The organism is Polynucleobacter tropicus (assembly GCF_013307225.1).
Classification (GTDB): Bacteria; Pseudomonadota; Gammaproteobacteria; order Burkholderiales; family Burkholderiaceae; genus Polynucleobacter; species Polynucleobacter tropicus.
Window position 1 is genome coordinate 383,847 of sequence record NZ_CP028942.1, and the last position, 15,582, is coordinate 399,428.

Here is a 15,582-nt window from a genome sequence, read left to right on the forward strand (position 1 = left end):
ATGGTGCAATCTTAAAGCAGTCCATCAAAAAGCGCTATATCTACCCACTCGCCAGCAGCAACATTTCCTTGATCATGGCCCAGGATGACGAAGCAGTTCGCCTCGCTCATGGAGCGCAGAATGCCTGCCCCTTGGCTGCCTGTGAGTTTCACGCTGGGCTTGCCTTCAGCATTGCGCCCAAGGATGGCGCGCTGGAACTCGGTGCGACCTGGCTTTTTCCGAATGGCTGTTTCAGAGATGGCTTGTACAACTGGAACCTCTGTTTGGCTGGCCCCATTGAGTTGCAATAAAGCGCTACGAACAAATTGATAAAAGGTCACCATCACGGCAACAGGGTTACCAGGTAGGCCAAAGAATAAGGTTTTACTCTCTGAGGTTTTTCCAGAGACTGGTCTAAGCGTGCCGAATGCCATTGGGCGGCCTGGTCGCATGGCGATTTTCCAGAAGCCGACGTCGCCCAACTCTTGCATGATTTGTTTTGTGAAATCTGCTTCTCCAACGGACACTCCACCTGAGGAGATGAGTACATCTGCTTTTGAGGCTGCATCAATAAATGCTTGCTTGAGCGAGGTCGGGTCATCACGCACAATTCCACAATCAATGATGTCGAGGTTGAGGCGATTGAGTAGGCCGGTCAGGCTATAGCGATTGCTGTCATAAATGCTTCCAGCATCCAAAGTTTGATCTAAGGTGCGAAGTTCGTTACCCGAAGACAGAATCGCTACCTTCAGTTTGCGCTTTACTTTAAGAGTACTAATGCCTAGTGAAGCGGCTAAACCTAAATCCGATGGACGTAGCAACCTTCCGGCAGTAATTGCTGCTTTACCCTTTTGTAAGTCTTCACCACGCATGCGCCGGTTTTCACCGGCCTTTAGTTGATTGGCTTTGAAGGCAATATGTTTCGCATCAAGGCTAGCAGTAAATTCTTGTGGAATGACGGTGTCGCAATCGCTTGGCATTACTGCGCCAGTCATGATCTTCAGGCATTCACCGTTGGCAATTTTTCCTGTGTAGGGTTTGCCGGCCAGGGCTGTGCCCACAATGCGTAGTTTGATTTCTGCTTGACCGCCCTCTAAGCATTTGCCATCAAATGCGAAGCCATCCATGGCGGAGTTATCCGCAGCGGGCACATCAATCGGCGAGAGTAAATCTTCTGCAAGAATGCGATTAATAGCCTGGTCAAGGGGAACTATTTCAAAAGCATCGGAGTCATTAATCGACTGCGCTTCCTGCAAAAGCTGATTTACTAGATTGGCAATCGCCTTGCGTGCTTCATCTACATGTAATGATGAAGTGAGCAATATTGGATCGTTTGGTGATTGACTCATGATGCTGCCTCTAAAGATTGCAATTCTTCTGGCGTGTTGGCATTCGCAAAGGCCTGAGCGTCATCAAAAATCACTGTTCCGCTTTTGAGTTCTTTGAACCAGCGATCAATTTTGAGATCCCCTTTGCTTAAAAAAGAACTTAAAGAGTCTTGTAAATTGGCGCGCATTAAACAAAAGACGGGTTGTGCCCATACCTTGCCATCAGCCTCTTTGCTGGATGCGTAGGCTAAATCTAGGTTGTTATGCTCTAGCTCGTTAGCAAGCTTGGCACCCAGATCTTTTGGGAATAAGGGAGAGTCGCAGGGGGTTGTTAGTAAATAAGGGGTCTTGCAGTTCTTAAGGCCCATCAAGAAACCTGCGAGAGGGCCTGAAAAGTCAGGGGTCTCGTCCATGATGACGGGGTAACCATAGACGGCGTACTTGGTGATGTTGCGATTGGCATTAATCAGAATAGATCCAACCTGGGTTTTGAGTCGTTGGATAGTCGCTTCAATTAAGGGTTTTTTATGAAAAGGAATCAGCCCTTTATCGATTCCGCCCATACGCTGCGCGCGCCCGCCAGCTAATATCAAGCCTGTAATTTGTTCGCTGCCAATCATTAGCCACCTATGTAAGACATTTCAACCTTGCGACCACCGCTTGATTGATCCGCTGTATGGGAACCCCGAATTTCTGAATAGTGATCATCGCGAGTAGCCCAGGTATTCATAATCGCATTGGCAATTTCTAAATCAGTCTTGCCAGAGCGCAGAAGGGTTTTGAAATCAAATCCTGAATTAGCAAACAGGCACAAATACATTTGGCCATCCGTGGAGATTCTGGCGCGAGTGCATTCATGACAAAAAGTTTGGGTGACGCTGGAAATAACACCAATTTCACCAGTACCATCTTGATAGCGCCAGCGTTGTGCTACTTCACCTGTGTAGTTTGGCTCTGCTGATACCAATGGGAATACTTCATTGATGCGGGCAATCACCTCTTTAGAGGGAAGTACTTCTGTCATGTTCCAGCCATTCGAGCTGCCCACATCCATGAATTCAATAAAGCGCAGAATGATGCCGCTGCCTTTGAAGTGCTTGGCCATCGCAACGATCTCGTGATCGTTTATTCCTTTCTTCACAACCATATTGACTTTAATGTTCTGAAAGCCAGTCTCTTGTGCAGCCGCAATACCATCTAAAACATCAGCAACTGGAAAATCCACATCATTCATTTTTCGAAAGACTGCATCATCTAATCCATCAAGACTCACGGTGAGTCTATGTAAGCCTGCAGCTTTAAGACTAGCTGCCTTCTTGCGCAAAATGCTGCCATTGGTAGTCAACGTTAAATCTAATGGATTGCCTGCCGGAGTCCGAATGGATGCCAGCATTTCAATGAGTATTTCTAAATTTTTACGAAGTAGGGGCTCACCACCAGTCAAACGAATTTTTTCAACGCCTAGGCTGGCGAAGATAGTTGTCAAGCGAGTAATTTCTTCAAAGCTCAATAATTCTTTGTGAGCAAGATAGGGGTAGTTGTTATCGAATACTTCCTTGGGCATGCAGTAAGTGCAGCGGAAGTTACAGCGATCTGTTACTGAAATGCGTAGATCGCGCAAGTGGCGACCACGATTATCTTTAGTGTGACCATGAGGTGAATGCAACTGCGTGCCAATGCTTGGTGCAAGGCCTTTGCCTTCATCAATACGAATGGGAATAACTTTGGATGGGTTGGGAATTGCTTTTTCGACCATATCCCCAATTATGGCTTTGAAACCTGCTTTCTGCCAAACCGCCCAAAATCCTTTTGGGATATCGGGCGGCTTAGAGAAAAGAAGTTGGGATGCTAACTGCTTTAAACAGTTTTTTCTTGACCGCCAGTTTCCACTAGGACCATTGGGCCTTCAGGAAGTGTTGCAGCGGGTTTTGGTGTGCGGCCTAAGTTTTGAACTACCGTCTCGGCTTTAATTTGTGTTTGCACATCTGCGTGCTTAGACGCATCAGTTGCAACCCAAATCATGCCCGCAGACTGCACGACGCTATGTAAAGGAGTCTCTTCAAGTGCTTGGAAAGCTACTTTTGGAAGCTCTGGCATAGGCTTAGCAATCACTTCAATTGCACTTGCAGCAACAATCGCTACAGGCGCTGGTGATGGAGCTGCGTTTGCTGTTGTTGACGTGTTTTTCTCAGAGCGAGGCTCACGTGGTGGACGTGAAGAACGCTCAGACCGCCCTTGTCGCTGACTTGCAGGTTTTGCATTGCTAAAGCTGCTCACAATATTTTGAATAGGCATACTTGCAGACGCACCAGCCATTCCTACGGGAGGTCCGCTAAACGGGCTGGCTGATGCAGTGGCTGCTTCTGGTGATGCGCTACCGTTTTCAGTGCGCTCGCCACGGTCACCGCGCTCATTGCGATTGCGACCACGACCACGACGATTGCGACCACGACCACGACGCTCTTCACCGTCAGCACCAGTAGCAACTTCGCTACCAGGCACAGCCTCTGATGTGGGTGTTACTGCCGCAGCATTAGCTTGATTGTTATTGCGGTTTGCGTTGTGCTCGGTCTTCGGACCGTTTTGATTACCTTGGTTGCGATTGTTGTTGCGGTTATTGCCGTTGCGATTATTCGCGCCCTCAGTGTTTCCACCTTCTGCAGCATTCGTAGCAGGGCGCTCGCCACGACGATTGCGTCCGCGATTACGGTCGCGGTTGTTGCCATTGCGACCTTGATTGCGTCCACGGTTACCGCTCGTTGCTGGCTTTTCTTCTGCCGCTGGTGAAGAGGAAAAAAGTTTTTTGATGAAGCCAAATAAGCCACCAGAACTCTCAGAGCTAGCTTTCTCTGCACGTGCGGCACGTGGCTGAGCCATTGGTGCTGGCTGCGTTGGGGTAATGCCCTTAACAGCTGCCTCCGGGCGTACTTTGACGTCCGCATCTTTTTTGCTTACTGTGGTGTCTGTCTCGAGTTCACGCGCAGCTTCTTCAGCCATCACGTAGCTAGCCTTCTGATCATCCAAGCGGGGATCATCATGGCGTAAGCGCTCAAGTTTGTAATGCGGAGTTTCTAGGTGTTTGTTAGGCACCAAGAGAACATTTACTTTGAAGCGTGTCTCGATCTTGATCACTTCAGCACGTTTTTCATTTAATAAGAATGCGGCTACTTCAACTGGAACCTGCGTATGAATCGCCGCAGTGTTTTCTTTCATGGCCTCTTCTTGAATAATGCGCAGTACTTGCAATGCAGAAGATTCAGCATCACGAATATGACCAGTGCCGTTACAACGTGGGCAGGTTACGTGGCTACCTTCAGAGAGTGCGGGGCGCAAACGTTGGCGTGACATTTCCATCAAGCCAAATTTGGAGATCTTACCCATTTGTACGCGTGCACGGTCATGACGCAGGGCATCGCGTAAGCGATTCTCAACATCTTTCTGTGCTTTGCTCGACTCCATATCGATGAAGTCAATCACAATCAAACCACCTAAGTCACGCAGACGTGCTTGACGCGCGATTTCATCGGCAGCTTCTAAGTTGGTACGTGTAGCAGTTTCTTCAATATCAGAACCACGGGTTGCGCGAGCAGAGTTGACGTCTACAGAAACAAGCGCTTCTGTGTGGTCGATTACGATTGCGCCGCCAGATGGCAATGGAACGGTACGTGAGTAAGCGGTCTCGATCTGATGTTCGATTTGGAAGCGAGAGAAGAGCGGCACATCATCTTGATAGCGCTTTACTCGCGGCAAGTTATCCGGCATGACCACTGACATAAAGGCAGCAGCTTGCTCATAGATATCGTCGGTATCAATCAGGATCTCGCCAATATCTGGTTGGAAGTAATCGCGGATTGCGCGAATGACTAAGCTAGATTCGAGATAGATGAGTAATGGAGCAGAGTTGCCTTTAGCAGCCTCATCAATTGCTTTCCATAGTTGCAGGAGGTAACTTAAGTCCCACTGCAGTTCGGTAGCATCGCGTCCAATACCTGCTGTACGGGCGATGATGCTCATACCTTCAGGTACTTCTAATTGAGCCATCGCCTCACGGAGTTCTTGACGGTCTTCGCCTTCAATACGACGAGAAACGCCGCCCCCACGTGGGTTGTTTGGCATTAATACCAAGTAGCGTCCAGCCAGGGAGATAAAAGAGGTCAAAGCAGCGCCTTTTTGGCCGCGCTCTTCTTTTTCTACCTGAACAATGATTTCTTGACCTTCGCGTAGGGCATCCTTAATAGATGCGTTGCGAACATCAATACCTTCCTTGAAATAGGCTCTAGCAACTTCCTTAAATGGCAAGAAGCCATGACGCTCTTCACCATAGTTAACAAAGCAGGCCTCAAGGGAAGGCTCAATACGGGTAATAACACCTTTGTAAATATTGCCTTTGCGCTGTTCGCGACCGGCAGCTTCGATATCGATATCGATTAGTTTTTGACCATCGACGATGGCAACTCGCAACTCTTCTTGTTGAGTTGCATTAAACAACATGCGTTTCATAACACTCTCCTGTTGGGGAGGTGGAGGTAAGCGCGCTGCGTTAGGGGACAGATTGAATGCCGCTTTGGGCTAAGCCTATAGCGGTGTAAGAGTGTGGAACATGCAAATCTAGGCACTTTTTACCTAGTTCACCCAGTTAACGGTTGGTTAAATCGGTGCCACACTTGACGATCGCCGCAGAGACCTCCTTTAGGTCATCAATGCAGGCGCGCGCCTGAAAACTGTCTTCTAATCGCGGGTCGCGGCATACGGCACACCAACCCTGCGCCTCATTCAACAGGGGAGGGGCAACCCCGAGAGTCTATTAAAGGGCGACTCCAAGCTCCAATATTCATACCGAACTTCGGTAGGGATCTAGTCAAAAATCGGCTAGAGCGTTGATTATACGGCACAAGTTCGATCAGAATGGGGTATTGTTGAGTCCCTTGGCGCCTTTTTCGGGGTAGCCAGCGAAATAAACCATGAAATCCAACCCAGTTTCCAAGCCCAAAGTAGCCCAAACTCGATCTCCAGCCGCAGTCCATTTACAGACTATTGGCCCAGAAGAGGCGGGTCAACGCTTGGACAACTATTTGCTACGTTGGGCAAAAGGGGTTCCCAAAAGCCATGTTTATCGAATTATTCGATCTGGTGAGGTGCGGGTAAATAAGAAACGCGCGGAGCCAACCACCCGTTTAGTTGAGGGTGATGTCGTTCGGGTTCCCCCCGTCAGAATTGCTGAGCCAGCTCAAATGGCTAGCGTTAGCGCCGCACAAACCAAGTCACGTGCCCATGCCTATTTAGACAAAATGCCAGTTTTGTTTGAGGATGAAGCACTCTTAATTGTGGATAAACCATCTGGGCTTGCAGTTCATGGGGGGTCCGGAATTGCTTTAGGTGTCATTGAGACTTTGCGAATTGCTCGCCCAGAGTTGAAGTTTTTGGAATTAGTACATCGTCTAGATAGAGATACTTCCGGAGTGTTGTTGCTTGCTAAAAAACGCAGCGCCTTGGTGGAGTTGCATCGTCAGATTCGTGAGAATCAAACAGACAAGCGGTATTACTTGCTTGCCCACGGTGAAATTAAACAGGGTGCGCAGGTCATGCAACTCAAATACCCTCTGCATAAATATTTGCTGGCCAATGGCGAGCGTCGTGTACGCGTTGACCCAGAAGGCTTGCCAAGCCATACCGCATTACGGGTAAGTAAAGTGATGAAGCGAGATGACGCTGCGATTACTTTGGCAGAGGCTCAATTAAAAACAGGCCGCACCCATCAAATTCGTGTACATCTTCAAAAATTAGGGCACGCTATTTTGGGCGACGATAAATACGGCTTTGAAGATCAGGATAAGCAGATCAAGTCTAAGCGCCTGTATTTACATGCCCATCTTGCTGGCTTTACGCATCCACGTACCGGTGAGAAGATGCGGATTGAATCACCCATTCCAGCGGAATTTACCGCCATGATGAATACCTTTGAGCAAGCAAACAGTACTCAAGAATGACTCCAGTAGAGAAATCTGAAAAAGCCGATCGTCGCTACGACCTGATTGTTTGGGATTGGGATGGAACCATTATGGATTCCACGCCAACAATCGTGCATTGCATTCAGCAAGCGTGTCGTGATCTGGGATTTAAAGAGCCTGATGACACATTAGCAAGCTCTGTCATTGGTTTGGGAATTCAGGACTCTTTACGAAGAGCCGTGCCCTGGATTGAACCGCGGCATTTTCAAGAGTTGACTGATCGTTTTCGTTATCACTATTTAGCGAAAGATCACGAGTTAGATTTATTTGTAGGTATTCGTGAGCTCTTGGAAGAATTAAGAGCGGATCAGTTTTTATTGGGTGTTGCCACAGGTAAGTCAAGAGTGGGATTAAATCGCTCTTTAAATCATCACCAGATTGGTCATCTCTTTCATGAGACTAGGACTGCTGACGAATCTTTTTCTAAGCCCCACCCAGCAATGCTGCTCGAGTTATCCGATATGACTCAAGTGCCAACGCGTCGCATGCTCATGATTGGCGACACCACCCATGATTTGGATATGGCTGCTAATGCTGGAGTTGATGCAGTTGCGGTCACCTATGGCGCTCATCCACCGGATACCCTAAAGGTATCGCCATCATTGGCGCATGTCGACAATGTCGCTCAGCTATCACAGTGGCTGAAAGCCAATGTCTAATTCGGTGAATTAAATCAAGGAATTAATTTAACAAAGTAAATCAATACGGCTAAAAGCATAATGATAGAAATTCGAAGGAAGCAAGATGGAAAATAATTCAAATCCAAACTGGGAACGTCAAGCGCTTGAGCATCTGCTCTTAGAGAATCTAAAAGAGACTCGTAAGGCTCGCCGCTGGAAAGCCGTTTTGCGAGTGTTAACGCTTTTGGTAATCGTTGCGGTGCTCTTCGCGGTATTTGATTTCCATTTGCCTGGTCGTGGCATGAGTGTTGAGAAACATACTGCTATGGTGACTTTGGATGGAGAAATTTCTTCAAGCGCTATGGCCAATGCAATGGACATCAATTCCTCATTGGTATCTGCATTTGAAAATGAACACAGTGCTGGTGTGGTTCTGCGCATCAATAGCCCAGGCGGTTCCCCAGTTCAAGCGGGAATGATTAATGATGAGATTCATCGCTTGCGCAAGCTATATCCAAATAAACCGTTCTACGTAGTTGTTGAAGATATTTGCGCCTCTGGTGGCTACTATGTTGCAGTAGCAGCCGATCAAATTTTGGTGGATAAGGCAAGTCTTGTAGGATCAATTGGCGTGATCATGGAAGGCTTTGGCTTTACTGGGTTAATGGATAAGTTGGGCGTAACTCGTCGCATGATTACTGCAGGTTCAAATAAAGGCATGCTCGATCCGTTTAGCAAAGAAGAGCCCAAGCAGGTTGAGATGGTGAAGACGATGATTGATGAGATTCACCAGCAGTTTATTCAGGTAGTTAAAGAGGGTAGAGGCTCTCGCTTAAAAGAGGCTCCTGAATTATTTTCTGGACGTATCTGGAATGGCGAACAGGCCGTTAAGCTTGGTTTAGTTGACGGCTATGGCACAGTTGATTCTGTTGCGCGAGATATCTTCAAAGCCCCCGACATCCTTGACTACACCATGAAAGAAAATTTTGCGGAGCGTGTTGCAAAACGCTTTGGCGCTGAAGTGGGCGCTGCTGCAGGTAAGGCTTTAGTAAAGGCACCCGACCTTAAGTAAGCAACTTATTTAAATAAAAAAGAACTTCAGTAATTAAATTTAGGCCAATAGTAGAAATACTGTTGGCCTATTTTGTAATGAGGCGCATGCAACTTCATTCGGATAGCGCTTACGCCACTCGGCAATAGGTAAGGTGCTAATCATTTCTGATGGCAGACTTAGATCAATCCCAAGACAAAGTTGTGTTTGTGGTGCAAGTGAGTTAATACAAGCCATGAGCATGGCGGTGTTGCGATAGGGTGTCTCAATCCAAATTTGGGTTTGTTGTAGCTTGCGGGATTCGATTTCTAGTTGTTTGAGCTTGCTGCTGCGCTCGTGTGTGTCATGAGGCAGATATCCTTGGAATGCAAATCGCTGGCCATTCAAACCGCTCGCCATCAAACCAAGCAAGATCGAGCTAGGCCCTACAAGAGGTTTGACTTGGGCGCCAAGTTTATGTGCTGCAAGTACCAGCTCTGCTCCTGGATCGGCTACACCAGGAACGCCAGCTTCCGACATCAAGCCCATATCGTTGCCAGCTAGCAGTGGTTTTAATAAATCAGTAGGCTTTACTGAATCGCCATACTTTGCATTGCGCGCAGCACCACGCCACTCACTCATTTGCATTTCTTGAATGGTGCAAGTAAGCGGCGAAGCGCTATCAATTGCTTTTAAAAGCGCGCGCGCGGTTTTTGCATCTTCGACGATCCAGTGTTTGAGCTTGGACGCACACGCAATTGTTTCTGCTGGCAAGACCCAAGGCAACTGTTCGGTGCGACCTTCAATACCTAAGGTATTGGGAACTAAAAAAAGTGTGCCAAGTTTTGCCATGAATAATTTATTTGGTTACTTATTTACTTCTTTGGTGGAATTGCAAAACCTGCATCACGCAACAGCCCAGTCAGCGTAATTAGAGGAAGGCCAATGAGTGCAGTGGGGTCATCACTCTTGATGGACTCAAGCAAGCCAATCCCCAAGCCTTCAGACTTGGCGCTACCTGCGCAGTCATAAGGCTCTTCCGCTAGAAGATAGTTTTCCAAAACTGTATCCGGTAGTTTGCGAAAACACACTTCAGTCGGAACGCTCAGTGTCGTTTGCGTATCGCCTTTCATTAGGCATAGAGCGGTATGAAACGTCACTGTTTGTCCGCGCATCAACTGCAATTGCGCCATTGCTCTTTCAAAGTTTCCTGGTTTGCCGATTGCCGCGCCACAAAGATCAGCAACTTGATCAGAGCCGATTACCCAAGCTTCTGGAAATTGCTTGGCAACAGCTTCTGCTTTTGCGTGCGCAAGACGCATTGCTAAATCCAGCGTGCTCTCACCTGTTAATGGGGTTTCATCTACTTTTGGAGAAACGACTTCAAACGGAATGCGAAGACGGGTTAACAGTTCACGTCGATAAACCGAAGTGGACGCCAAAATAAGCGATGTGTTTTTGGATTGACTCATTTCTGCGTATTTTCAACTGACTACGATATAAAGGAAAGAAGAAAACACATCGGTAGCTTAGTGCCCTGTGTAGACGCTCTTGATTTAGACTGATGCCATGGATCGAAATCACGTTTTGCCTCAAGTTCAATTGTCAGCAGAGCCGAATGCTCTGCGACGGGTAGATTTCTGTGCGCCGCAGTCTTACAAGGGCTCTGGATTTTTAAGCATCCCGGACTTACCAAGGGTGGCAGAGGAAGTGACAACTGTTCTTCCTGGAGACGGCTTTGATTGGGATGTTAAAACTCACTTTGAGCATTCTCCTGGCAGTGAGCCCCATCAAATCATGGAATTGGGCTTAAAAGGCAGGCTGCATTTGACTTGCCAGCGCTGCTTGCAGGGGTGTGCCGTCGAATTGGATGAAAAACGCCGATTTATCTTCCTGGCCACCGAATCTCAAGCAGATGACTATCCTCCGGAAGACGAGGGTCAGGAGCCCCTAGTGGCCAGCCAGCAATTTAACCTTCTGGAGACCATCGAGGATGAGATTTTGCTGTCTATCCCCTTGATTCCTAAGCATCCCGAGGGCTTTTGTGAGCCTCATGCCTCAGTTTTTGGGGCGGAGGATGGGGATGAAACCCAAACTGAGCGTGAAAATCCCTTTAACATATTGAAAAATATGAAGAAAAACTGAAAAAGACCGTTAAAAACAGGGTTTTGTTTCAAGCCTTGTTTGCAGATAAATCAAGCATTTAGACGCTTTTCCATGCTAGAATGTCGCCTTGCTTAGGAGTTCATTATGGCCGTTCAACAAAATAAAAAATCACCATCCAAACGTGGCATGCACCGTGCGCACGACTTTTTGACCGCACCTGCTACGGCTGTTGAAGCCACAACTGGTGAGGCACATTTGCGCCACCACATTTCACCTAACGGCTACTATCGTGGTCGTAAAGTGGTTAAAACTAAAAACGACTAATTTTTTAGTCTAAATAGATCGAAGCGGCTCACTTATAGCCGCTTTTTTCTTAGATAAATCACTTGTAGCAATCAATGAGTTTATGAGCGTTACTCTTGCTATTGATGCCATGGGCGGAGATCATGGGGTCGTCGTGACTGTCCCCGCCGCTTGCGACTTTTTAGAAAAACACGCTGATGTCAACATCGCCTTAGTTGGCGACCCGGAATTAATTAAGCAAGTCTTAAGTAAATCCTCTAAAGCTCCAATGGAGCGCATTCAAATTATTCCCGCGAGTGAAGTGGTGTTGATGGATGATCCCATCGAAGTTGCTTTGCGTCGAAAAAAACATTCTTCCATGCGTGTGGCAATTGAACAGGTAAAAGAAGGCGCTGCTGATGCCGTGATTTCTTCTGGAAATACCGGCGCGCTCATGGCGATTTCTCGCTACATACTCAAAACATTAGAAGGCGTTGATCGCCCTGCGATTGCAACCGCGATCCCTAATGAGTTGGGGCGTGGCACCACTATGTTGGATTTGGGTGCGAACGCGGATTGCGAGCCCATGCATTTAGTGCAGTTTGCTCAGATGGCTAATGTGATGGTGCAAGTGGTAGACGGCAAACAAAATCCCTCAATTGGTCTTTTGAATATTGGCGAAGAAGTCATTAAAGGTAATGAAGTAGTCAAACAGACCGGCGAATTACTTCGTCAAAGTAATTTGAATTTCTACGGCAACGTCGAAGGTAATGATATTTTTAAAGGCACTACGGATATTGTGGTGTGCGATGGCTTTGTTGGTAATGTGGTGCTCAAAGCTAGTGAAGGTTTAGCGAAGATGATGAGCGGCATGATTCGTGAAGAATTTAATCGTTCTTTGCTAACGAAGTTGATGGCGATCTGCGCAATGGTGCCCCTGTTGCGCGTTCGCAAACGTGTTGACCACCGTCGCTATAACGGCGCGGTATTGTTAGGTTTGCGTGGTTGCGTGATTAAGAGTCATGGTTCTGCTGATCGCTTTGCATTTGGATTTGCATTGGATCGTGCATATGAGGCGGCTAAAAATCGCATGGTTGAACGTATTGCCGCAGCCTTTGTGGCGGAGACAACGGTATGAGTATTTTTGCAAGAGTAGCTGGCACAGGAAGCTATCTTCCAGAGCAGCGTTTAACAAATCAAGATTTAGTTGAACGCCTTGCTAAATCTGGTTTAGAAACAAGTGATGAGTGGATTACCACTCGTAGCGGAATTTCTGCGCGCCACTTTGCCGCCGACAATCAATTAACCAGTGATTTGGCTGTAAAAGCTGCCCAGGCTGCTTTAAGCAGTGCTGGCATCACTTCAGCGGATTTAGATCTGATCATTCTTGCTACTTCAACTCCTGATCATTTAGGTGGTTTTCCGAGTACGGCGTGTGTGGTGCAAGACAAGTTAGGTGCCCACACTGCCTGTGCAGCATTTGATGTGCAGGCTGTATGTGCAGGGTTTACTTATGCGCTTGCGACAGCAGATGCCTTCATTCGTGCGGGTTCTTATAAAAAAGTATTAGTGATTGGTGCTGAAACCTTCTCGCGGATTTTGGATTTCCAAGATCGCGGTACTTGTGTGTTGTTTGGTGATGGTGCTGGTGCAGTAGTGCTTGAGGCTTCGAGTGAGGCTGGCATTCTATCGACAGCATTGCATGCGGATGGCAGTCAACGTGACATCTTGTGCGTACCTGGACGTTCTGGCAATGGCGCTGTGCATGGCTCACCATTTATGACAATGGATGGCCAAGCTGTCTTTAAGTTGGCTGTAAAAGTATTAGAGCAAGTTGCTCATGAAGTTTTAGAAAAAGCAAAACTGAAGCCTGAGCAAATTGACTGGTTAGTCCCTCACCAAGCGAACATTCGCATCATGGAAGGCACTGCCAAAAAAATGGGAATGTCCATGGATAAAGTCATTGTGACCGTTCATGAGCATGGCAATACTTCAGCGGCCTCAATTCCATTGGCTTTGGATGTAGGCGTTCGCTCTGGTCAAATAAAACGCGGTCAACATCTTCTGTTAGAGGGAGTTGGTGGTGGTTTTGCTTGGGGTGCGGTAGCGCTCAAATATTAAGATCTTCAACATCTATTTATTTCCTTTATTTTTTCCTAAATTTCGCTTATGACATTCGCATTCGTATTCCCTGGTCAAGGATCTCAATCGGTAGGTATGCTCAATTCGATTTCTGAGCGTCCTGAAGTGCGCGCTACATTGCAAGAGGCTTCTGAGGCTTTAGGTGAAGATGTAGCAAAACTGATTGCCGAGGGCCCAGCAGAAGCGCTTGCTTTAACAACCAATACTCAACCGGTGATGTTGACCGCTGCTGTGGCGTTTTATCGTGCTTGGCTAGCTGCAGGTGGCGCAACACCTAAAGTGGTAGCAGGCCATAGTTTAGGTGAGTACTCTGCTTTGGTTGCATCAGGGGTAATCTCTTTTAAAGATGCTGTTCCGTTGGTGCGTTTCCGTGCTGAAGCAATGCAAACTGCGGTGCCTGTTGGTACAGGCGGTATGGCAGCAATTTTAGGTTTGGATGATGCAGTTGTTATTAAGGTTTGCGCGGAAGCAAGCGCGGCTTCAGGAGGTGTGGTTGAGGCGGTGAACTTTAATGCGCCAGGACAAGTGGTCATTGCTGGAGCAAGTGATGCGGTAGCTAAAGCATGTGAATTGCTAAAAGCTGCAGGCGCTAAACGTGCACTACCGTTGCCAGTATCAGCGCCATTCCATTCTTCTTTGTTGCAACCTGCTTCTGAAAAGCTCAAAGGATATTTAGCAAATATTGAATTCAAGGCACCAACGATCCCTGTGATCAATAACGTTGATGTTGAAATCTTGAATGATCCTGCTGCAATTAAAGATGCATTAGTTCGTCAAGCCGCTAAGCCAGTACGTTGGCAAGAAACTATTCAAGCGATGGCTGCCCAAGGCATCACTCAAGTGGTTGAGTGTGGCCCTGGAAAAGTGTTGGCTGGCTTAACAAAGCGTATTAACGATCAAGTGACTGGTATTGCAGTATTTGATGAGGCGAGCCTAAACGAAGCTCTCGCCAACGTAAAATAAGTTTGACCCAAGAAATACAACATTCGGAACACAAATATGAATCTCGACTTAAGCGGACAAATTGCCTTAGTAACTGGAGCCTCACGTGGTATTGGTCAGGCGGTAGCAGATGAGTTGGTCAAGTGCGGCGCAAAAGTGATTGGTACAGCTACTACTGCTGATGGGGCTGAAGCAATTAATGCGAGATTGAAGTCTTCTGGGGGCGCTGGTTTAGCTTTGAATGTCACCGCACCAAATGCATGTGAAGAGATCATCGATCAGATCGTCAAAGAATTTGGTGGGATCAATATTTTGGTGAACAATGCTGGCATCACTCGTGACAACTTAGCTATGCGCATGAAGTCTGAAGAGTGGACTGATGTGATCGATACCAATTTGAGCGCAGTATTTCGTTTATCTCAAGCGGTATTACGCCCAATGATGAAGGCCCGCGCCGGCCGCATTATTAATATCACTTCAATCGTTGGTCATATGGGAAATCCTGGCCAAGCAAATTACGCAGCAGCTAAATCTGGCGTTTCTGGAATGACCCGTGCACTGGCCCGTGAAATTGGCAGTCGTAATATCACTGTCAATTGCGTAGCGCCTGGATTTATCGACACTGATATGACCCGCGCATTGAGCGAAGAGCAGCAAAATGCCCTAAAAGTGAACATTCCGTTGGCGCGTTTAGGAAGCCCGGAAGATGTGGCTCAGGCAGTGGCGTTTTTGGCCTCCCCAGCCGCTGGATACATTACAGGCAATACCCTACACGTCAATGGCGGACTCTATTTAGCCTAATGGCAAACGCGGATTTAGTCATTTTTTGGCGGTTTTGCTAATTCGGTCTGCCAAACTGATAAAATCCTTTTCATCGTTTTTTTACAACCCTTGGGGGACTTAATGGATAACATCGAACAACGCGTTAAGAAAATCGTCGCTGAGCAATTGGGCGTCGCTGAAGGAGATATCAAGAATGAATCTTCTTTTGTGAATGACCTGGGCGCTGACTCTCTTGACACTGTTGAGCTGGTAATGGCTTTGGAAGATGAATTCGGTATCGAAATTCCTGATGAGGAAGCCGAAAAGATCACCACAGTTCAGCTCGCGATCGACTTCGCTAAATCAAAAGCTCAGGGTTAATT

16 protein-coding genes are annotated in these 15,582 nt (G+C 47.3%); 10 read left to right on the forward strand and 6 right to left on the reverse strand.

All coding sequences use genetic code 11. The features are described from left to right. Positions 1-11 precede the first annotated feature (11 nt). From moeA to DCO17_RS02055, 4 genes are all read right to left on the reverse strand, one after another. Positions 12-1,328: a molybdopterin molybdotransferase MoeA gene (moeA, locus tag DCO17_RS02040; RefSeq protein WP_173955152.1), complete on the reverse strand. Its 1,317-nt coding sequence runs from the start codon at positions 1,326-1,328 to the stop codon at positions 12-14. Next, complete coding sequence (gene mobA, locus DCO17_RS02045) at positions 1,325-1,927, reverse strand: molybdenum cofactor guanylyltransferase MobA (RefSeq protein WP_173955153.1); 603 nt, start codon at positions 1,925-1,927, stop codon at positions 1,325-1,327. The genes moeA and mobA overlap by 4 nt, the downstream gene beginning before the upstream one ends. Further along, complete coding sequence (gene moaA, locus DCO17_RS02050; protein WP_173955154.1) at positions 1,927-3,063, reverse strand: GTP 3',8-cyclase MoaA; 1,137 nt, start codon at positions 3,061-3,063, stop codon at positions 1,927-1,929. The genes mobA and moaA overlap by 1 nt, the downstream gene beginning before the upstream one ends. 101 nt (positions 3,064-3,164) lie before the next feature. Further along, a complete protein-coding gene (locus tag DCO17_RS02055; protein ID WP_173955155.1) occupies positions 3,165-5,807 on the reverse strand; it encodes an Rne/Rng family ribonuclease in 2,643 nt (880 codons plus the stop codon). 461 nt (positions 5,808-6,268) lie between these two features. On the opposite strand from DCO17_RS02055, the gene DCO17_RS02060 reads away from it, so the two are divergent. From DCO17_RS02060 to sppA, 3 genes are all read left to right on the forward strand, one after another. Beyond that, complete coding sequence (locus DCO17_RS02060; protein ID WP_173955156.1) at positions 6,269-7,294, forward strand: RluA family pseudouridine synthase; 1,026 nt, start codon at positions 6,269-6,271, stop codon at positions 7,292-7,294. Next, positions 7,291-7,974, forward strand: a complete 684-nt coding sequence (locus DCO17_RS02065; protein WP_173955157.1) for an HAD-IA family hydrolase — start codon at positions 7,291-7,293, stop codon at positions 7,972-7,974. Before DCO17_RS02060 ends, DCO17_RS02065 begins: the two co-directional genes overlap by 4 nt. Before the next feature lie 85 nt (positions 7,975-8,059). Next, on the forward strand, positions 8,060-9,007 hold the full coding sequence (gene sppA, locus DCO17_RS02070) for a signal peptide peptidase SppA (protein ID WP_173955158.1): 948 nt from the start codon (positions 8,060-8,062) through the stop codon (positions 9,005-9,007). Between the two features lie 39 nt (positions 9,008-9,046). Here sppA and DCO17_RS02075 read toward each other — a convergent pair whose 3' ends face one another. Next, entirely contained in the window at positions 9,047-9,817 is a 771-nt protein-coding gene (locus DCO17_RS02075) for an SAM-dependent methyltransferase (protein ID WP_173955159.1), read from the reverse strand. A 23-nt stretch (positions 9,818-9,840) separates the two neighbouring features. After that, positions 9,841-10,437 (reverse strand): Maf family nucleotide pyrophosphatase, encoded by a 597-nt coding sequence (locus DCO17_RS02080; protein ID WP_173955160.1) that lies wholly within the window; start codon positions 10,435-10,437, stop codon positions 9,841-9,843. Positions 10,438-10,534: 97 nt separating this feature from the next. On the opposite strand from DCO17_RS02080, the gene DCO17_RS02085 reads away from it, so the two are divergent. The 7 genes from DCO17_RS02085 to acpP all read left to right on the forward strand — a co-directional run bounded on the left by DCO17_RS02085 (position 10,535) and on the right by acpP (position 15,580). After that, positions 10,535-11,110: a YceD family protein gene (locus DCO17_RS02085; protein WP_173955161.1), complete on the forward strand. Its 576-nt coding sequence runs from the start codon at positions 10,535-10,537 to the stop codon at positions 11,108-11,110. A gap of 105 nt (positions 11,111-11,215) precedes the next feature. After that, complete coding sequence (gene rpmF / locus DCO17_RS02090) at positions 11,216-11,395, forward strand: 50S ribosomal protein L32 (RefSeq protein WP_011902241.1); 180 nt, start codon at positions 11,216-11,218, stop codon at positions 11,393-11,395. 82 nt (positions 11,396-11,477) lie between these two features. After that, positions 11,478-12,491, forward strand: coding sequence for a phosphate acyltransferase PlsX (gene plsX, locus DCO17_RS02095; protein ID WP_173955162.1), 1,014 nt, complete (start codon positions 11,478-11,480; stop codon positions 12,489-12,491). Continuing rightward, positions 12,488-13,474, forward strand: a complete 987-nt coding sequence (locus DCO17_RS02100) for a beta-ketoacyl-ACP synthase III (protein ID WP_173955163.1) — start codon at positions 12,488-12,490, stop codon at positions 13,472-13,474. Before plsX ends, DCO17_RS02100 begins: the two co-directional genes overlap by 4 nt. Positions 13,475-13,522: 48 nt before the next feature. Next, a complete protein-coding gene (gene fabD, locus DCO17_RS02105; protein ID WP_173955164.1) occupies positions 13,523-14,458 on the forward strand; it encodes an ACP S-malonyltransferase in 936 nt (311 codons plus the stop codon). A gap of 36 nt (positions 14,459-14,494) precedes the next feature. Then, positions 14,495-15,238 (forward strand): 3-oxoacyl-ACP reductase FabG, encoded by a 744-nt coding sequence (gene fabG / locus DCO17_RS02110; RefSeq protein ID WP_173955165.1) that lies wholly within the window; start codon positions 14,495-14,497, stop codon positions 15,236-15,238. Positions 15,239-15,340: 102 nt separating this feature from the next. Next, entirely contained in the window at positions 15,341-15,580 is a 240-nt protein-coding gene (acpP, locus tag DCO17_RS02115) for an acyl carrier protein (protein WP_028819177.1), read from the forward strand. Positions 15,581-15,582 lie beyond the last annotated feature (2 nt).

What these genes read in the sequence shown, in the direction of transcription:
- fabD (WP_173955164.1), top strand. Translation starts at nt 13,523, where the DNA reads ATGACATTCGCATTCGTATTCCCTGGTCAAGGATCTCAATCGGTAGGT.
- DCO17_RS02080 (WP_173955160.1), bottom strand. Translation starts at nt 10,437, where the DNA reads ATGAGTCAATCCAAAAACACATCGCTTATTTTGGCGTCCACTTCGGTT.
- DCO17_RS02055 (WP_173955155.1), bottom strand. Translation starts at nt 5,807, where the DNA reads ATGAAACGCATGTTGTTTAATGCAACTCAACAAGAAGAGTTGCGAGTT.
- plsX (WP_173955162.1), top strand. Translation starts at nt 11,478, where the DNA reads ATGAGCGTTACTCTTGCTATTGATGCCATGGGCGGAGATCATGGGGTC.
- moeA (WP_173955152.1), bottom strand. Translation starts at nt 1,328, where the DNA reads ATGAGTCAATCACCAAACGATCCAATATTGCTCACTTCATCATTACAT.
- DCO17_RS02075 (WP_173955159.1), bottom strand. Translation starts at nt 9,817, where the DNA reads ATGGCAAAACTTGGCACACTTTTTTTAGTTCCCAATACCTTAGGTATT.
- fabG (WP_173955165.1), top strand. Translation starts at nt 14,495, where the DNA reads ATGAATCTCGACTTAAGCGGACAAATTGCCTTAGTAACTGGAGCCTCA.
- mobA (WP_173955153.1), bottom strand. Translation starts at nt 1,927, where the DNA reads ATGATTGGCAGCGAACAAATTACAGGCTTGATATTAGCTGGCGGGCGC.
- DCO17_RS02100 (WP_173955163.1), top strand. Translation starts at nt 12,488, where the DNA reads ATGAGTATTTTTGCAAGAGTAGCTGGCACAGGAAGCTATCTTCCAGAG.
- acpP (WP_028819177.1), top strand. Translation starts at nt 15,341, where the DNA reads ATGGATAACATCGAACAACGCGTTAAGAAAATCGTCGCTGAGCAATTG.
- sppA (WP_173955158.1), top strand. Translation starts at nt 8,060, where the DNA reads ATGGAAAATAATTCAAATCCAAACTGGGAACGTCAAGCGCTTGAGCAT.
- DCO17_RS02065 (WP_173955157.1), top strand. Translation starts at nt 7,291, where the DNA reads ATGACTCCAGTAGAGAAATCTGAAAAAGCCGATCGTCGCTACGACCTG.
- rpmF (WP_011902241.1), top strand. Translation starts at nt 11,216, where the DNA reads ATGGCCGTTCAACAAAATAAAAAATCACCATCCAAACGTGGCATGCAC.
- DCO17_RS02060 (WP_173955156.1), top strand. Translation starts at nt 6,269, where the DNA reads ATGAAATCCAACCCAGTTTCCAAGCCCAAAGTAGCCCAAACTCGATCT.
- moaA (WP_173955154.1), bottom strand. Translation starts at nt 3,063, where the DNA reads ATGGTCGAAAAAGCAATTCCCAACCCATCCAAAGTTATTCCCATTCGT.
- DCO17_RS02085 (WP_173955161.1), top strand. Translation starts at nt 10,535, where the DNA reads ATGGATCGAAATCACGTTTTGCCTCAAGTTCAATTGTCAGCAGAGCCG.